Below are 16,528 nucleotides of genomic sequence, written 5' to 3' on the forward strand. Positions count from 1 at the left end.
AGCCGGCTCTAAGCCGCGACCTTGAGCGGCGGCAGTGGCATCAGCTTGCCCATCAGCATCCGGTAAGGCGCCAGCAGCAGCAATGCCGCGAGGAACTTCACCAGGAAGTCACCAGCCGCCAGCGAGAACCATAGCGGCACGTCGGGCCCGAGGCTGAGGAACGGCGCCGGAAAGCCCAGCGAGCCATCCTGTGCCCCATAGATACCGTCGACAAAGCCGAATGACGGGGCGAAGGCGATGGAAAAGAAGATCGCCGTATCGAGCAGCGAGCCGAACAGCGAACCGGCGAGCGGCGGCAGGAACCAGTTCCTGCTGGCCCTCAGCCGCGAGAACACCGAGATATCGAGCAATTGCCCGATGAGGAACGCCGTCACCGAGGCGGTGGCGATACGCGCCGTGGTAGCCGGAGCTCCCCCGGCATTCCACGGCAGCGGGTTGAAGCTCAGGTAGAACGACAGCGCCACCGCCACGACGAAACCGCACACCACCACGAAGCGGGCCCGCGCCGCGCCGTCATAGCGGTTGACGAGGTCGGTGACGAGGAAGGCAAAGGGGTAGGTGAAGGCGCCCCAGGTGAGGAGATCCTTGAGGTTGATCGGGCCGAGCGCGGCGTCAACCGGGTAGAGCACGAGAATGTTGGACGCGGTGACGACCACGACCATGGCCGCGATGGCCGCGACAAGGCGAGCGAGCATATCCTGCACCTCTATGGAACCCGCTGACCGGCATCAGACCGGGGCGGTGGGTTGGAGCTTGCGCTCCGATGGGTCTTCTAGTCTCGATATCATTCCCGCGAAAGCAGGAACCTCTGTTTTGGTGCCTCACGCACAATCGCAAAACGGAGATCCCCGCTGCGCAGGGATGACACCGGTGGCGGACAGCAAGCCGGCCTCAAAACAAACCGCGCGTCCCTTTCGGGACGCGCGGCGAAAACTGAAAGGGCAAAGCTTACGCGGTCGCGAGAGCGGCGCGGACTTCCTTCTTCACCGACAGCGCGACGGGCGACAGCTCGGCGTCGTCTGCCTTGAGCAGGAACGCATCGAGGCCACCGCGGTGCTCGACGGTACGCAGCGCGTTCGCCGAGATACGCAGCTTGACCGTGCGGCCGAGCGTGTCCGACAGCAGCGAGACGTTGAGGAGATTGGGGAGGAAGCGGCGACGGGTACGGTTGAGCGCATGGCTCACCTTGTTCCCGGTCATCACGCCCTTACCGGTGAGTTCGCAGCGGCGAGCCATTGGAGTATCCTGTCAAAAGGCCCTCGGCGGGGGACTATCCCCTCGCAACGGGCTGGAGTCTGTTCTTGATTGCGGACGCTCCCATAGAGAACTGAGCCCCTCCCGTCAAGCTTGTGAACGCCGAATGCCTTGCCAGCCCGAGCCTCGCTCGGCATTTTGGCAGCAATATTGATTCGCTGCCTGGTGACGTCGCGTCGCCGCTTGGCGACGCCGCCAGAGGTCCGTTCCCGTGTTGAACGCCGGTTTCCGCCAGACGATGCGATTGGCCGCACGACTTGCCAGTTTGGGATTGGCGCTGCTGGCCCTGCCCGCCGCCGCAGCCGAGGTCAAGGCGCGCGCCGAGTACATGGTGACCATGGGCGGTACCCACATCGCCAATGTCCGCATCAATCTGACCGATAACGGCTCGGCCTATTCGCTGGTGCTCGACGCCAAGATCACCGGGCTGGCGCAGCTGGTGGCAAGCGGCACCGCCAAGGCCACTTCGACCGGGACCTCCACGGACAAGGGCCTGAGGGCCCAGAAGTTCGACATCCTGACCCGCGCCGGCGGCGAGGATTTTACCGCGGCCGTCACCTATGCCGGCGGCACCGTGGACACGTTCAAGGTGGCTCCACCGATCGTCAACAATATCGATCGCGTGGCAATCGAGCGGAAGCACCTCACCACCGCCAACGACATGCTGGCGCCGTTCGTCCTCAAGGGCGCCGCGCTCGACCAGCAGCTGTGCAACCGGCAGATGCCGATCTTCACCGGTGTCGAGCGCTTCAATCTGAGCCTCAAATACGTCAAGGACGATACCGCGACGAGCAAGCGCACCGGCTACCAGGGGCCGCTGGTGCTGTGCTCGATGCATTACACCCCGATCTCCGGGCACTATACCAACAACGAGATCACCACCTATCTCGCCAGGAACGAGCGCATCCTCGTCTGGTACGCGCCGCTCCAGGCAGCCGGCTACTACATCCCCTACCGGGCGCTGGTGACCACCGAAGCCGGTGACCTCTCGGTGGTGCTGACCGAGCTCGCCGAATAGCCGTACCCCCTGCGGCTTTCAGGAAAAGTTGCAGACTTTTCCACCTCGAAAGCGCGACCACATCAAAGACGTAGAGCATTCACCGATTCAACGAACGGTGAAATGCTCTGGCGATGAACGTCAGCTAAACCCTTGCCTCAGCACGCGTTCAAGCGCGCGACGGCATTTTCTCCTCCAAGGCTCGCGCCAAGGAGGAATTGATGACCATCGTGAAACTCGGCATCGCCGCTCTCGCCACTACGGTCGCGCTCGCTGGCGCCGCCAGTGCCCTCGACCTGAAGATCGCCACCCCCGGCCCGGGCAAGCTCGTGCCGACCAGCATCCAGCTCGGCATCATCCCGCCGCCCAACAATATCTGCCCGGGCAATGGCAAGCTCACCGCCTGGGTCGAAACCAACAAGCCCGGCACCATCAACATTCTGCTGGTGAAGAAGGGCGGCGCCGTCGGCGGTCCTTACGCTGTCACCACCGTGAAGGGCGCCAACGGCATCGTCATGGGCAGCTACACGCAGAATCTCGTGATCAACAATCCAGTCGACGCCGAATACCGCGTCGTCGTCGCCGGCACGCCCATCCAGTCCAACTGGGTCCCACTCGTCGCCGAGTGCTAAAACCCCGGGGCCGCTGCCCCCGACTTCCGCGCCCCGGACCACCGGCAACAGACCCGTGGTCCCTCGTGCCGGCATGCCTCCAAGTGGGGCTGCCGGCCGGGCGGCGGAAATCATGGTTAACCGGGTGTTACCAAAATCCGCGTGTCATTCCGGGACGGTCAACGGCTATTTTGCCAACGCGGCGGCGTGAGCAGCCATTGTTCAGGCACCTAAGGCATGAAGGCCACAAAAATCTTTGCGGGTGAAGGCTTTACGCCTCGTTCACACTTGGCCGATTCGAGCCCTAAACCGCCCGCAATTAACCGCTTCGAAACCTTCCTGAACGCGATTTCCGGGGATTGCGCCGGATGCCACAGGAATGCCGTGGCGCTAGCGGGTCGCTGACCAAGCCACCCACCATATGCTGTAGTGAACAAACACGGATTTCCGAGTCGCAACCGATTCCTTTCCGGTTTGTTCTTCGTTCGTACCAATGGTTAACGCCAGCGCCAGCGACCTCGCTTATTTGTTCCGCGACGAGACACTCGTTTGTTGGCTTTCGATCACCTAAATAGGGCGCGATGACTCCCGCTTCCGCCTCCTCGCTCAAGGCGATCCTTGGGCCCACCAATACCGGCAAGACCTTCTTCGCCATCGAACGGATGCTCGCGCACCGCTCGGGGATGATCGGCCTGCCGCTGCGGCTCCTCGCCCGCGAGGTCTACCACAAGGTGGTCGACCGGATCGGTGCCCAGCACGTGGCGCTGGTCACCGGCGAGGAGCGGATCGTTCCGGCCAAACCGCGCTACTGGGTCTGCACGGTCGAGGCCATGCCGCTCGACGTGCCGGTCGAATGCGTCGCCATCGATGAAATCCAGGTGGCGACCGATTTCGACCGCGGCCACGTCTTCACCAACCGGCTGCTGCATGCCCGCGGCATCAGTGAAACCCTGCTGCTCGGCGCCGCCACCATGACGCCGCTGATCCGCGCGCTGCTGCCCGATGCCGAGATCATCCAGCGCCCGCGCTTTTCCGAGCTGCTCTACGCCGGTTCGAAGAAGATCTCCCGCCAGCCCAAGCGCTCCGCCATCGTCGCCTTCTCGGCCACCCAGGTCTACGCCATCGCCGAGCTGATCCGGCGCGAACGCGGCGGCGCCGCCGTGGTGATGGGGGCGCTCTCGCCCCGCACCCGCAACGCCCAGGTCGACCTGTACCAGAACGGCGACGTCGATTTTCTCGTCGCCACCGATGCCATTGGCATGGGCCTCAACCTCGACGTGCATCACGTCGCCTTTGCCGACGACCACAAGTTCGACGGCCACCAGACCCGGCAGCTGACCCCAGCCGAGTTCGGCCAGATCGCCGGCCGCGCCGGCCGCCACATGCACAACGGCAGCTTCGGCGTCACCGGCCACGCCCCCGATTTCGACGAGGAACTGGTCAAGCGCCTCGAGACCCATGATTTCGAGCCGATCCGGGTGATACAATGGCGCAACGCGGAGCTGGATTTCGCCTCGATCGAAGACCTGCGCCATAGCCTCGACCAGACGCCCACGCTCAGGGGCCTGACCCGCGTTCCCGTCGCCACCGACCAGCATGCGCTGGAGTTCGTCGCCCGCAACGAGGCCGGCGCTGCGGCAAAAAGCGAGGCGGCGGTGCGGCTCTTATGGGAGTGCTGCGGCATCCCGGATTACCGCGATATCTCGCCGGCGCAGCACGGCGAGATCATTACCCGCATCTATCTCGACCTCACCCGCCACCGCCATGTCGACGCCGACTGGATTGCCGAGCAGGTGCGGTTCTGCGACAATGTCACAGGCGACATTGATACGCTTTCCAATCGGATCAAGCAGATCCGGACATGGACCTTTGTCGCCAACCGCAAGAACTGGCTTGAAGACCCCGCATATTGGCGCGAAAAGACCCGGGACATTGAAGATCGACTGAGCGACGCTCTGCACGAGCGTCTCACTCAACGTTTCGTCGATCGTCGCACTTCGGTGCTTATGCGCCACCTGAGAGACAAGCATATGGTATCGCCTGAAATTAACGACCGCGGCGAGGTGAGCCTCGAAGGCCACCTGATTGGCTCCATCGAGGGCTTCCGCTTCACCTTGGCTCGGTCGGAAGGTGGCGATGCCAAAGGCGTGGCGGCAGCCGCGGCGCAGGTCGTGGCGCCTGAAATCGCCAAACGCGCCGAGCGAGTCGCCGGTGCGCCCAACGAAGAGCTGGTGCTCGCCACCGACGGCTATGTACGCTGGCGCGGCCAGGTGATCGCCAACCTGGTCGAGGGCGAACAGCTGTTCACCCCGCGCCTCATCATCCTCGCCGATGAGAGCCTCACCGGCCCCGATCTCGAGCGCGTCCAGGATCGGTTGAACCTGTGGCTCCGCCACCTGGTCAACACCCAGCTCGAAAGCGTGCTGTCGCTCGAAGCACCGGCCGATCTCGAGGGCGCCGCCCGCGGCGTCGCCTATCGGCTCTACGAGAATCTCGGCATCCTGCCGCGCAGCGCGGTGGCCGAAGAGGTCAAGGGCCTCGACCAGGACGTGCGCGGCAAGCTCCGCAAGCTCGGTGTGAAGTTCGGCGCCTTCCACATCTACGTGCCGCAGAGCCTGAAGCCGGCGCCGCGCGAGCTGGCGCTGATCCTCTATGCACTGAAGCATGGCGGCGTGCGCCAGCCGGGCGTCGCCGAGCTGCCGCAGATCGTGCTGTCGGGCCGCACCTCGTTCCTCATCGACCCCGAAGTGAACGTGAAGCTCTATGAGCTGGCGGGCTTCAAGGTCGCCGGCCGCCGCGCCGTGCGCGTCGATATCCTCGAGCGCCTCGCCGATATCATCCGCCCGCTGATCGCGCTGAACCCGGTGACTCACCAGGGCGAATTGCCGCCGGGCGCCGCCGAGGGCAATGGTTTCCGCGTCACCGTCGAGATGACCTCGCTGCTCGGCACTGCCGGCGAGGACTTTGCCTCGATCCTCAACTCGCTCGGCTATCGCGTCCGCCGCACCCCAAAGGTCACGGCGCCCGTTGTCGTCGAGACAGCGACGACCACCGAGACGACCACGTCGGAGACGACCGAGACCACTGAAGCCACTGAGGGCGTTGAGGCGGTCGCGACTGAGACTATCGATACGACAGAGACCACGACCGATGCCGTAGTCGCCGATGTCGCCGATGCCGAGGTGAACGCTGCTGCCGCCGATGCGGTCGAGGGCGTGGCCCCGGCTACGCAGGTTGTCACCGAGACCGAAGTCGTCGCCGTCGAAACCGCCACCGCCGATCTCGGTGCCCCCGCCCCTGCCGAAGACACCAAACCCGCTGAGCCCGAGTTCGACGAGGTCTGGTTCCCGGCTGGCCGCCGGCCCGACAATCCGCGTCACGGCGGCGCCCGCAACCGCGGCCCGCGTGCCGATGGGGCGGAAGCGACCGCCGAGGGGGAAAAATCCGAGCGCCCGCAGCGCAATTTCCGTCGCCCCGAGCGTCCGGAAGGCGATGGCAAGGGCGGCGACGCCAAGCCCAACCGTCCGCGCTTCGAGGGCCGTCGCGACGGCCAGCGCCAAGGGGCCGGCAACAGCAATGGCGGCGGCAAGCCGTTCGAGAACAAGGGTGGCAAGCCGGGCGGCAAGCGCTTCGACAAGCCGCGTGAGGAGTGGAAGGAACACCGTCCGCGCGAGGATCGGAAACCGGCTGTGCTCGATCCGAACTCACCCTGGGCGGCGCTCGCCGCACTGCGGAACCCCAAATCCGAATGAAGACCGCGGAATAGTGGCGCTTGGAGAAGCAGCGGCTCGACAAGTGGCTGTTCTTCTCGCGCGCGGTGAAATCCCGCACCCTGGCGCAGAAGCTGATCGAGAGCGGCGCCATCCGGGTCAATTCCGAACGCACTGACCGGTCCGACCACAAGGTCGGGCCGGGCGATGTCCTCACCATGACAGTGCACACCCGCCTCTTGGTCTGGCGCATCCTCGACCCCGGCACCCGCCGCGGCCCTGCCCCGGAGGCGGCGCTGCTCTACGAGGACCTTTCACCGCCCCCGGTGCCCCGCGAGACAGCTCCACCGAGCCACGCTGAACGCGACATCGGCAGCGGGCGCCCGACCAAGAAGGAACGTCGCGACACCGATCGACTACGCGACGACGAGGATTGAACGGTTCGGCCCCCATCGTTCACTTTGCCGTTACGATCGCCGGCCTCGATTCCTCGCTCTCCCCGCCACAATTGCCAACCTGCACGCCCCGATGCGCATCGCAGCGTCGCGCGCCCGTGGCAGGGACGGATAACCATGTCGGAGAGCAAGGCCGATGCGTCGAAAGCCTGACCGCCCTGTCCCTTGCGGCGTGGGAGAAAAAGGGCTAGCACGGCCCGAGGCGTACGGCTTGCTGCGTGCGCCCGGCTGAAAGACCCAGCGGCCCTAGAAACTTGAGCAGGAACGCTCGCGAAGAATGACCTACATCGTCACGGACAACTGCATTAAGTGCAAGTACATGGACTGCGTCGAGGTTTGTCCCGTCGACTGCTTCTATGAAGGCGAGAACATGCTCGTCATTCACCCCGACGAGTGCATCGACTGCGGCGTCTGCGAACCCGAATGTCCGGCTGAGGCGATCAAGCCCGATACCGAGGGCGGCCTCGACAAATGGCTGGAGATCAACAGCAAATATGCCTCCGCCTGGCCCAACATCACCGAGAAGCGCGATGCTCCGGCCGATGCCAAGGAGTGGGACGGGGTCGAGGGCAAGTTCGAGAAGCACTTCTCCGAAGCTCCCGGCGAGGGCGATTGACCTTCGCCCCGCGAGGGTGGCTGGAAAAGTTCTGAGACTTTTCCGTCTCGAAGACGCGACGAGATCAGTGACCAGCCTCGGTTTTGCCGCCGGTTTGCCATGCCGATGAACCGCTTGGGCCCGGAAGCTGACCGGCTCCCGGCGGTCTTGATTCGCAACTTTTGATTTTGCTGAAATTTTGTGCTACGCTCCTCAAACGAATGGAGCTTGCCCGTCATCCAATGCGTGCCACTAGGCACCCTTTTTTTTGACACCAGCAATAATGGGGCTGCAGTCATCCGGTCGCGCGGACCGGAAGAGTGCGCGAAGGGTTTTTGCTTATCTATTCGGACGGGCGAACCAGCAACAACAGGACGGCCTCTCCGCGAAGAGCTGTCCGGCGGCGGCGTTAATAGGAGTATCCTCTATGGTCACCAAGAAGCCTCAGCAGCGGCTTGGATTCAAGACGGGCGAGTACATCGTCTATCCGGCGCATGGCGTCGGCCTCATCACCTCGATCGAGGAACAGGAGGTCGCGGGGCTGACCCTCGAGCTGTTCGTCATCTCGTTCGAGCAGGATAAACTGACCCTTCGCGTTCCCGTCGCCAAGATCAAGTCGGTCGGCATGCGTAAGCTCGCCGAAGAGGATGAGGTCAAGAAGGCGCTGGAGACCGTCACCGGCCGCGCCCGCGTCAAGCGCACCATGTGGTCGCGCCGCGCCCAGGAATACGAAGCCAAGATCAATTCCGGCGACCTGATCGCCATCTCGGAAGTGGTGCGCGACCTGTTCCGCTCCGACGACCAGCCCGAGCAGTCCTACTCGGAACGCCAGCTGTTCGAGCAGGCGATGGATCGGATGAGCCGCGAGGTTTCGGCCGTCAACAAGCTCACCCTCACCGAGGCTGTGCAGCTGATCGAGAAGAACCTCGCCAAGTCGCCGCGCCGCGGTCCGAAGTCGGACGCCGCCGACGCCGAAGAAGCGGCCTGATCGCGGCAGCAACCACCAGTTCAAAGGGGCCGGCAGCAATGCCGGCCCTTTTCGTTTGTGCACCTGGGAAGCCCCAGCAGCCTGCCGTCGCTGCGCTGGTGACCGAGGGCGAGGTTGGCGGCAAACTGCCAGTCCCCGGGGGTTGATTCCATGACTGCCAGACCGCGACAGATCTTCATCGCCGCTGCCGTGCTTGTCGGCCCCGATGGCCGCGTCCTGCTGGTGCGCAAGCGCGGCACCGACGTGTTCATGCAGCCGGGCGGCAAGCTCGAGCCGGGTGAAGCGCCATTGGCGGCGCTGCAGCGCGAGGTGCACGAAGAACTTGGCCTCGCCGTCGATCCGGCCACTGCCCACTATCTCGGCCGCTTTGCGGCTCCGGCGGCACATGAGACAGACGCCATGGTGGTGGCGGAGGCGTTCTGGCTCAGTATCCAGTCGACCCCCGCTCCGCAGGCCGAGATCGAGGAAGCCCTGTGGGTCGACCCGGCTGACCTGGGCGAGCTTGAGCTCGCGACACTGTCGCGCCATCACATCCTGCCGGCCTATCTCCGCAGCCGCTGAGCCCCGCTACTTCGGGATCGGCCAGAACGCCCGGACGCGCTCCTGGTAGGCGAGGAAGCGGTCGCCACGCGAACGCAGCATATGCGCCTCGAGCGGCGGAACACCCGAAACATGCACCAGCAACCAGTACATCATCGCCGGCGCCAGCAGCGTCAGCCAGCCCCAGGGATAGGCGAGGCTGACGCCGATTGGGATGTAGGCCAGCCAGTACAGCCACTCGAAGAAGTAGTTCGGGTGCCGGCTAAGCGACCATAGCCCGAGATCGCAGACCCGCCCGGCATTGGCCCGATCGGCCTTGAACGCCCTGAGTTGCGCGTCGCTCACTGCTTCACCGGCGATCGCCAGCAGCGCAATGACCACCCCGAGAGCGTCGCCAAGGCCCAGCGGTGCTGGGTTCGCTGAAGCCGCGAGTGCCGCAACCACCAGCACCAAAGCCGCCGCGCCCTGGATGTAGAGAAACACGAACAGCTGGCTCCGATAGCGCTCGCCCCAGCCGCGGCGCAACTCCGCATAGCGCGGATCATCGCCACCACTGAGGGTGCGGCGCGCGATATGGGTGCCGAGCCGCAGGGACCAGAGCGCCAGCAGCGCCATCACCAGCAGCGTCCGGCCGGTCATCATGCCGACCGCGGACCACCACACGGCGACGACGCCAACCAGCCCGGTGCCATAACTCCAGAACGTGTCGGCCCAGCCGGAGCGCCCCGAGCTGACCACCACCCACCAGGCCAGCGCCATCACCGATGACAGCAACACCGCCGCGATAACGATCGCGGTGCCGCTGATCATTCAACCTGCTCCGGCACACGCCGCTCGGAGACCCTCACCGTCCCCGACGCAATCCGCTGCCGCGCCGGCGACCAGTGGAAGAACGGCACCCCCTTGGCGATCAGCTTCAGCGCTTCCCAATGGATGCCGGCGACCACCTTCAGCGTCATCAGCGGGTAGCCGGCAAAGGCCCGCCACAGGGCCCGGTTCGACAGCTCTTCGCGCCGTCCGTGGAAACTGGCGGTGAGCAGCAGCCCCTCGGCATCGTCTTCGAGGATCGAGATGCCGACCCGCTCCCCGGGCGCGGTGATGCGAAAGCGATAGGTACAATCCATCGGCATGAAGGGCGAAACGAAGAACTGCTTCCTGGCCGCATGCCGCACCACCCGCTCGCCACCACTGGCCGGCAGCGCATAGGTGTGGCGCTCGCCATGGGTATTGTGCACCTCGTAGAGAACCCCGGCGAGCCGCCCGTCCTGCCGATGGCAGAAGTAAACACTCAGCGGGTTGAAGACGAAGCCGAAGAGGCGCGGATAGCACAGCAGTTCGATCCGGCCGCCATCATAGCCGATACCAGCCTCCGCCAACCGCTCGGTCGCCCAGTCCCTGAGCGATGAGCGGCCATCGCCGTGATCGGCTTGCCGAAAGCTGAACAGGCCGCCGCGCTCAATGCGAAGCAGCGCAAACCGACCGGCAAGCTCATCGAGCTCGTCGAGGTCGAGCAGCAGGCAGAACACCTTGTAGCCAAGGCTGTGGCGCTTCGGCCTGAGCCGGGTATGGGCGACCGAGCCGCGATACAGCGCCGACCTCACAGGGCCGTTTCCAGCACGGCCGGCGCCACAGCAATACGGCTGCGCTGCGCCGCCCAGGGCGGGTTAACGCCAAACTGGCCGGCGACGGCCAGGCCGGACTGCAGCGCGTCCTCGTGAAAACCGTAGCCGAAATAGCTGCCGCAGAACCAGGTATTGCGCACCCCCTGCAGCCGCCATAGCTGATCCTGCGCTGCCAGCGCCGCGTGATCGAACAGCGGGTGGGTGTATTCGAAACTGCGGATGACGCTCTCTGGTCGCGGCTGCCGCGACGGGTTCAGCGTCAGGAACAGCTGCCGGCGGGTGCGCAGCGATTGCAGGTGATTCATCCAGTAGCTGACGCAAAGCGGCCGGTCGGCGCGGGCATCGTCCGAACCGATATAGTTCCAGCTGGCCCAGACCGACCGGCGCCGCGGCATCAGCGCCGGGTCATCGTGCAGCACCGCGACATTGGGGGTGTAGCGAAAGGCGCCGAGCACCGCCTGCTCGTCGTCGGAAGCATCGTCGAGCAGCCCCAGCGCCTGGTCGGCATGGGCGCCGATCACCACGTCGGTGAACACCTCGCGCCCGCCCGCGGCGTCATTGACGAACACCCGCCCGCCCGTGCGATTGACCCGGGTGGCGCCCGGGCGGCGCTGCATGGCGGTGCCGATATCGGCCAGCAGCGCGTCGACATAGCTGCGGCTGCCGCCGAGCACGGTGCGCCATTGCGGCCGCCTGGTGACCTGCAGCAGGCCGTGGCTGGTGAAGAAACGGAGAAAGGAGCGCATCGGGTAGTGCCGCATCTGCTCCGAGGTGGTCGACCAGATCGCCGCGCACATCGGCAGCACATGCTCCTCGACCAGCGCCCGCGACCAGCCGCCGCTATCGAGGAACTCACCCAGCGAGATGGCCTCCATGGCGCGCTCGTCGAGCCCACGCGTCACTTCGTAGAACTTTACGATATCGGCAATCATCCGCCAGAACCGCGGGTTGACCAGGTTGCGTTTCTGCCCGAACAGCCCGAACGGCCGGCTGGAATATTCGACCCGCCCGTCGCCCACCGACACCCCGAGCGACATGTCGGAATCGACGCTTGCTACCATGAGGTGCTCGAGCAGCGCGGTGAAGTTTGGGTAGTTGCCGGGGTTGTAAACGATGAAGCCGGTGTCGACGGCGACCGGTCCTTCCGGGCACTCCACATCGACGGTGTTGGCATGCCCGCCGAGCCAGCCATTGGCCTCATACAGCACCACCTCGTGCCGCCGGCTCAGCAGCCAGGCCGCCGATAGCCCGGCAATGCCCGCGCCGATGATTGCAATGCGCCGTCCCGACGCCCGTGCCTGGTCTTGGTGGAGATGCCGCACCTGAATTTCCTATCCGCTGCCGATGGGAGGAACTACGGGTCGCGGGCGCGAATTGTTTCAGGCGCGGCAAAAAACTCTGGCGGGTGAAACAGTTGGCGGTTTCGGCCCGTTACTTCCGGCTCAGCCGGCTCTGGAGACCGCCGCATGCCACCCTTCGTCGTCGCCTATGCCGGAGCCGCCATCACTATGCTGGCGCTCGATGCGCTCTGGCTCACCACCATGGTGCCACGCCTCTACCAGCCGCAGTTGGGCAGTCTCCTCGCAGAGCGGCCCAACCTGGCGGTAGCCGGAGTGTTCTACCTGCTCTACCTTGTCGGAGTGCTGGTCTTCGCCATCCTGCCGGCGCTCGAAGCGCGCAGCTGGCTGGCGGCGCTGGGCTTCGGTGCGCTGCTCGGCCTTGTCGCCTACGGCACCTACGACTTCACCAACCTCTCGACCCTGCGCAACTGGCCGCTGAGCCTCAGCCTGATCGACGTCGCCTGGGGCACCGCCCTCACCGCCGTCACCGCGCTCGGCGGTTACTGGGCGGTACGCTGGTTGCTGCCGGGCTGAGGCGCCCTCTACAGATCTACGGTGTCATCAAATGACCGCCGGGCGGCGGTGTTCGTACCACCGCAAACGCCCCAAACTCGGTGTCATCCCAGCGAAAGCTGGGACCCAACTTTCAGCTGGCGCAAGCGGATGAGTGGGTCCCAGCTTTCGCTGGGATGACAGCCGGTGGGGAGAGAAAGCTCGAGGCTAACCACTGGGTTAGAAACAACCGCTTCTCAGCAAACCGCCCCGTCGCCTACTCGACCGTGACGATCTTGTACTTCTGCCCCGCCACGAGCGTGTCGCCCGGGTAGAGGTTGTTGAGGATGTAGAACAGGTCGGTGCCGCGACTGAGCCCGCTCATCCGGCGCGCCAGCGAGTCCGCCGTATCGACGTTGCCGGCAGTGACGGTGCGGACCACCAGCTTCTTGACCAGTCCAAGGTCCTTGGCGGTCGCCGCCCGGAAGCTCTTCAGCGTCGCTTCGGCGGCTTTGGTGAAAGCCGGGTTGTCGAACTTGGCGGCAAAGATGAAGCGATAAACTCGCCCATCATGCCGCACCACGGCCACGCGAAAATTCCACTGCGGGGTGACGGCGACGCCCGTCGCCATCTCGAAGCCGTTGGCGCTCTCGCGTTTCACCGTCGCGGGCTGCAGCCCGGCGATCCAGCCGGACTTCAGATAATCCTCGAGCCCCATCGACGCCGGCACCTCGGCGCTGTCGAAGCGCACTGCCTCGCCCTCGCCGGCAACACCGACGACGGCGCCCTTCGAGATCTGCAGCGTATAGTTCTGCGGCACCTCGAAGGTGAACTTCAGCGTCGGATTGATATAGCGGCGGCCGACCACGGCGCCCTGCGCCGGGCTGTCGCCGAAGGCGAGCCCTTCGATGCCGGCCATGTAGCCATCACGCGCCGTTTCGCCCAGGCCCGGGGCGCCGAAGAAGGCGCGCGCCGTCTCGATCGCCTTCTGGACGCGATCTGGGGTCGAGGGGTGCGAGGAGAGGAAATCGCCTTCCTGGTCGGCATCGCCGGCCGAGAAATGCGCGAACCGGCCCATGGCGCCGAGGAAGCGCGCCGCCGCGTGCGGATCGTAACCGGCGCGGCCGGAGGTCAAAATGCCCTCCTTGTCGGCGGCCAGTTCCTGCTGCTGGCTGAACGCCGCCAGCGACATCTTCGAGCGGTTCGACGCCTGGTCGGTGGCGGTATCGGCGCCGAACACGCCGGTCACCACCTTGTCGACGATCTCGTTGGTACGCACCCGGTTGGTGCGGGCGCGGGCATGCTTCAGCGTCACGTGCGCGATCTCGTGCGCCAGCACCGCCGCGATTTCCGAGGTATCGGAGGCGAGCGCCAGGATGCCGCGGGTGACATAGACATAGCCGCCCGGCAGCGCAAAGGCGTTGACCTCGGCGGTATCGAGAATAGTGACGGTGAATTTCTGGTTCGGCTGGTCGGCGGCGGCAAGCAGGCGCCCGACGATCCGCGCGATCATGATCTCGGCCTGGCGGTCCGAATAGATGCCGCCATAGGAGGCGACGATGCGCGGATGCTCGCGCGCCCCGATTGCATCTTCCTCCGGATCGTCGGAAGCGACGATCGGCGCGTTCTGCCCCTCGGTGCGGGTCGTCGTGACCCCGGGCAGGCTCGAGCAGGCGGCAAGCACTGCGAGGAGTGCTGCTGCGAGCGGGGCGCCGAGCGCCGTGATCATCGAACGCGACTTCATGGAGCGAGGAGAACCTCTATCTGCTCTGGATGGGTGACTTCGACCCGCGGGCCATCAATGTCATCCACCCAGCCTCTGATCCGCACGAGGGCACCCTCGAGCTTAAGGGGGTCGAGACCGGACCGCGAAAACAGCTGGACCGCCGACCGCTCGAGTACGGCGGTGAAGTCCTCTTTCCACGATCGGCCAAAATTCAGGTAGATGCGCCCCTGCGCCTCGTCGGCGAGAAGCACCCGACCCTCCACCAGCTCGTAGTGACCCAGGCGCCCAGCCAGTTCAGCCGGCCGGTCCGCCCGCCGCACGAGATAGTAGGGATCGGCCCAGATGCCAAGCTTCATCAGCCGCGCCGAGCCTTCGGCACTGAGCAACTGTGGCAGACATGCACGATTATCGGGGAATGAGTAGACCCGCGCCCAGCCGTCGGCGATCATCCGCTGCTGCACCCAGAGCTCGGGCGTATCGACGACGAATAACTGCCCCAGCGTCCGGCCGTGCCGGTCGACCTGCTCACCGCCATGACGCACCGCAACCCGTTTGCCGAGCGTCAGCGCTTCCAGCGCCAGCCGCGCCTCCTCAGCCTTCGGCCAGGTCTCGAAACCCTCACGCCCCAGCGGCAGCTTGGGCGCCTGCGTGCCGATCAGGCGAACCACCACGCCGGTATCGAGCACCACCGTGTCGCCGTCGGTCACCGACATGACCGTGCCTTTGGGGCCGTCGACCAGCCCGTCACAGCCCATGGCAAGGGCGCTCAACGGCATGGCGACGAACACCGCAGCCGCAGCAAATCTGAGCACATTGAAGGCAAGCAAGTTTGGCCCCATCCGACGACATGGCAAACTGCACGAAATTGCGGCGAAATTCTTCCATCTCGCGGCGGCACGACGACGAATGTTGCACCTTGGCCACTTCTCCTCAGGAGTGATTCGGCAGCGTGACAGTTCAACCGCTTGCAGCAGGTCACCGTTTCGAGGAAACGGCGGCGTGCTTTAGGATCACGCCGATTCTGCTGCCGGACCCCTGACCGATGCTCGCCGAACTCTTCGTCTATGCTGCGAGCTATCGCCCGACGCCGCCGGCGTTCCGTTCGCATCTGAGCGAGGCGGTGGGCCTGTGGGCCCGCGGCCAGCGCCAGACCCGCGCCTGGGCTCCGCATCTCGCCAACTCCCGCGGCCTGATCGACACCACCATCGACGACCTGACCGCGCGTCGTACCGTGGTGGTGCTCGGCTCCGGCCCGCTGTTCGATGTGCCGGTCGAATCGCTCTGCCGTACCTTCAAGCGCGTGATCCTCGTCGACCGTATCCACCTTTCGACCGTCGGCCAGCGGATCGACCGCTATCCCAATGTCGAGCGCCAATGGCGCGACCTGTCGACGGCGAGCAATCCTGGCGCCCTCGACTTCCTCGAAGCGATCGATGATCTCGACTGGGTGATCTCGCTGAGCCTCGTCAGCCAGCTGGCGCGCGCCGCGCCGGGGGCAGAGCGGCAGGTGGTCGACGGCCATCTCGACAAGCTCGCCATCCTCCCCTGCCCCGCAACGCTGGTGACCGATCTCGATTATCGCGTGTTCAACCGGCACGGCGTGATGCTCGACACTGCCGACCTGCTGCACGGTCGCCCAGTGCCGCGCAGCGGCCTGCGCTGGAAATGGGAAGTGGCGCCCTTCGGCGAGGAAGGCCACCACACCCGTCGCGTGCATTCGATGGCGGCGTGGCCCGACTGGCGCCACGCCTGACCTCTCGGCTGGCTCAGACCAGGCGGGCGTCCAGCGTCACCTTGATGGCGCCGAGCGCCCGCGACACCGGGCACTCGGCCTTGGCCTTCTCGGCCAGTTCCTGGAACTTCGCCGCATCGATCCCCGGCACCTTGCCCTCGACTGTCAGCGCACTGCCGACAATGCCGGTGCCGGGAATGAGCTCGACCGCCGCGGTGACCTTGAGGTTCTCGGCCGTGGTGCCATTGGCGGCGAGAAAGGCGCTGAACTGCATGGCAAAGCAGCCCGAATGCGCCGCCGCGATCAGCTCTTCCGGGTTGGTGCCGGATTGGCCGCTTTCGTCGACGAAGCGTCCCTTGAAGGTGTAGGGCAGGCCCGCGAAAGCGCCGCTCAGCACATCGAGCGTGCCGGTCCCCTCCTGCAACGTTCCCTTCCAGTTGGCGGTGGCAGTACGCTTCATCAGAAA

17 protein-coding genes are annotated in these 16,528 nt (G+C 65.4%); 9 read left to right on the forward strand and 8 right to left on the reverse strand.

The genetic code is table 11. The features are described 5' to 3' along the window. Positions 1-8: 8 nt before the first annotated feature. A complete protein-coding gene (locus ASC68_RS25785; RefSeq protein WP_055886444.1) occupies positions 9-695 on the reverse strand; it encodes a queuosine precursor transporter in 687 nt (228 codons plus the stop codon). Positions 696-948: 253 nt separating this feature from the next. Further along, on the reverse strand, positions 949-1,236 hold the full coding sequence (gene rpmB, locus ASC68_RS25790; RefSeq protein WP_055886447.1) for a 50S ribosomal protein L28: 288 nt from the start codon (positions 1,234-1,236) through the stop codon (positions 949-951). Positions 1,237-1,498: 262 nt separating this feature from the next. Between rpmB and ASC68_RS25795 the strand changes: the two genes are divergently transcribed. The 7 genes from ASC68_RS25795 to ASC68_RS25825 all read left to right on the forward strand — a co-directional run bounded on the left by ASC68_RS25795 (position 1,499) and on the right by ASC68_RS25825 (position 9,171). Further along, entirely contained in the window at positions 1,499-2,272 is a 774-nt protein-coding gene (locus tag ASC68_RS25795; RefSeq protein WP_197421415.1) for a DUF3108 domain-containing protein, read from the forward strand. A 200-nt stretch (positions 2,273-2,472) separates the two neighbouring features. Then, positions 2,473-2,883 carry a hypothetical protein gene (locus ASC68_RS25800; RefSeq protein WP_055886454.1) on the forward strand — a complete coding sequence of 137 codons (411 nt, stop codon included), beginning with the start codon at positions 2,473-2,475 and terminating at the stop codon, positions 2,881-2,883. Positions 2,884-3,443: 560 nt separating this feature from the next. Next, positions 3,444-6,614 (forward strand): helicase-related protein, encoded by a 3,171-nt coding sequence (locus ASC68_RS25805; RefSeq protein WP_055886458.1) that lies wholly within the window; start codon positions 3,444-3,446, stop codon positions 6,612-6,614. A 20-nt stretch (positions 6,615-6,634) separates the two neighbouring features. Beyond that, positions 6,635-7,009, forward strand: coding sequence for an RNA-binding S4 domain-containing protein (locus ASC68_RS25810; protein WP_055886461.1), 375 nt, complete (start codon positions 6,635-6,637; stop codon positions 7,007-7,009). A gap of 295 nt (positions 7,010-7,304) precedes the next feature. Beyond that, a complete protein-coding gene (fdxA, locus tag ASC68_RS25815; RefSeq protein WP_055886464.1) occupies positions 7,305-7,643 on the forward strand; it encodes a ferredoxin FdxA in 339 nt (112 codons plus the stop codon). Between the two features lie 406 nt (positions 7,644-8,049). Beyond that, positions 8,050-8,610: a CarD family transcriptional regulator gene (locus tag ASC68_RS25820; RefSeq protein ID WP_055886468.1), complete on the forward strand. Its 561-nt coding sequence runs from the start codon at positions 8,050-8,052 to the stop codon at positions 8,608-8,610. A gap of 150 nt (positions 8,611-8,760) precedes the next feature. After that, a complete protein-coding gene (locus ASC68_RS25825; protein ID WP_055886471.1) occupies positions 8,761-9,171 on the forward strand; it encodes an NUDIX domain-containing protein in 411 nt (136 codons plus the stop codon). Between the two features lie 6 nt (positions 9,172-9,177). Here the strand turns inward: ASC68_RS25825 and ASC68_RS25830 are convergent, their stop codons facing one another. From ASC68_RS25830 to ASC68_RS25840, 3 genes are read right to left on the reverse strand one after another with little or no spacing between them, the layout of a single operon-like run. After that, positions 9,178-9,960 (reverse strand): DUF1295 domain-containing protein, encoded by a 783-nt coding sequence (locus ASC68_RS25830; protein WP_082528492.1) that lies wholly within the window; start codon positions 9,958-9,960, stop codon positions 9,178-9,180. Further along, positions 9,957-10,751, reverse strand: coding sequence for a DUF1365 domain-containing protein (locus ASC68_RS25835; protein ID WP_055886474.1), 795 nt, complete (start codon positions 10,749-10,751; stop codon positions 9,957-9,959). The genes ASC68_RS25830 and ASC68_RS25835 overlap by 4 nt, the downstream gene beginning before the upstream one ends. Then, positions 10,748-12,094, reverse strand: a complete 1,347-nt coding sequence (locus ASC68_RS25840; RefSeq protein ID WP_248310605.1) for an FAD-dependent oxidoreductase — start codon at positions 12,092-12,094, stop codon at positions 10,748-10,750. The genes ASC68_RS25835 and ASC68_RS25840 overlap by 4 nt, the downstream gene beginning before the upstream one ends. Before the next feature lie 144 nt (positions 12,095-12,238). On the opposite strand from ASC68_RS25840, the gene ASC68_RS25845 reads away from it, so the two are divergent. After that, positions 12,239-12,646 carry a DUF2177 family protein gene (locus ASC68_RS25845; protein WP_055886479.1) on the forward strand — a complete coding sequence of 136 codons (408 nt, stop codon included), beginning with the start codon at positions 12,239-12,241 and terminating at the stop codon, positions 12,644-12,646. A 235-nt stretch (positions 12,647-12,881) separates the two neighbouring features. On the opposite strand, the gene ASC68_RS25850 is transcribed toward ASC68_RS25845, so the two are convergent. Together ASC68_RS25850 and ASC68_RS25855 are read right to left on the reverse strand one after the other, a co-directional pair. Further along, positions 12,882-14,348: a M48 family metalloprotease gene (locus tag ASC68_RS25850; protein WP_055886483.1), complete on the reverse strand. Its 1,467-nt coding sequence runs from the start codon at positions 14,346-14,348 to the stop codon at positions 12,882-12,884. Beyond that, complete coding sequence (locus tag ASC68_RS25855; protein WP_248310606.1) at positions 14,345-15,157, reverse strand: thermonuclease family protein; 813 nt, start codon at positions 15,155-15,157, stop codon at positions 14,345-14,347. The genes ASC68_RS25850 and ASC68_RS25855 overlap by 4 nt, the downstream gene beginning before the upstream one ends. Positions 15,158-15,372: 215 nt before the next feature. Here ASC68_RS25855 and ASC68_RS25860 point away from each other — a divergent pair, with 215 nt between their 5' ends. Then, the gene (locus ASC68_RS25860; protein WP_055886491.1) at positions 15,373-16,083 is read left to right on the forward strand and encodes a hypothetical protein; all 711 of its coding nucleotides are present in this window, start codon (positions 15,373-15,375) and stop codon (positions 16,081-16,083) included. 13 nt (positions 16,084-16,096) lie between these two features. Here ASC68_RS25860 and ASC68_RS25865 read toward each other — a convergent pair whose 3' ends face one another. Beyond that, positions 16,097-16,522: an OsmC family protein gene (locus tag ASC68_RS25865; RefSeq protein WP_055886495.1), complete on the reverse strand. Its 426-nt coding sequence runs from the start codon at positions 16,520-16,522 to the stop codon at positions 16,097-16,099. Positions 16,523-16,528: the final 6 nt, after the last annotated feature.

Origin of the sequence: Devosia sp. Root105, assembly GCF_001424865.1 — a bacterium.
GTDB lineage: Bacteria > Pseudomonadota > Alphaproteobacteria > Rhizobiales > Devosiaceae > Devosia_A.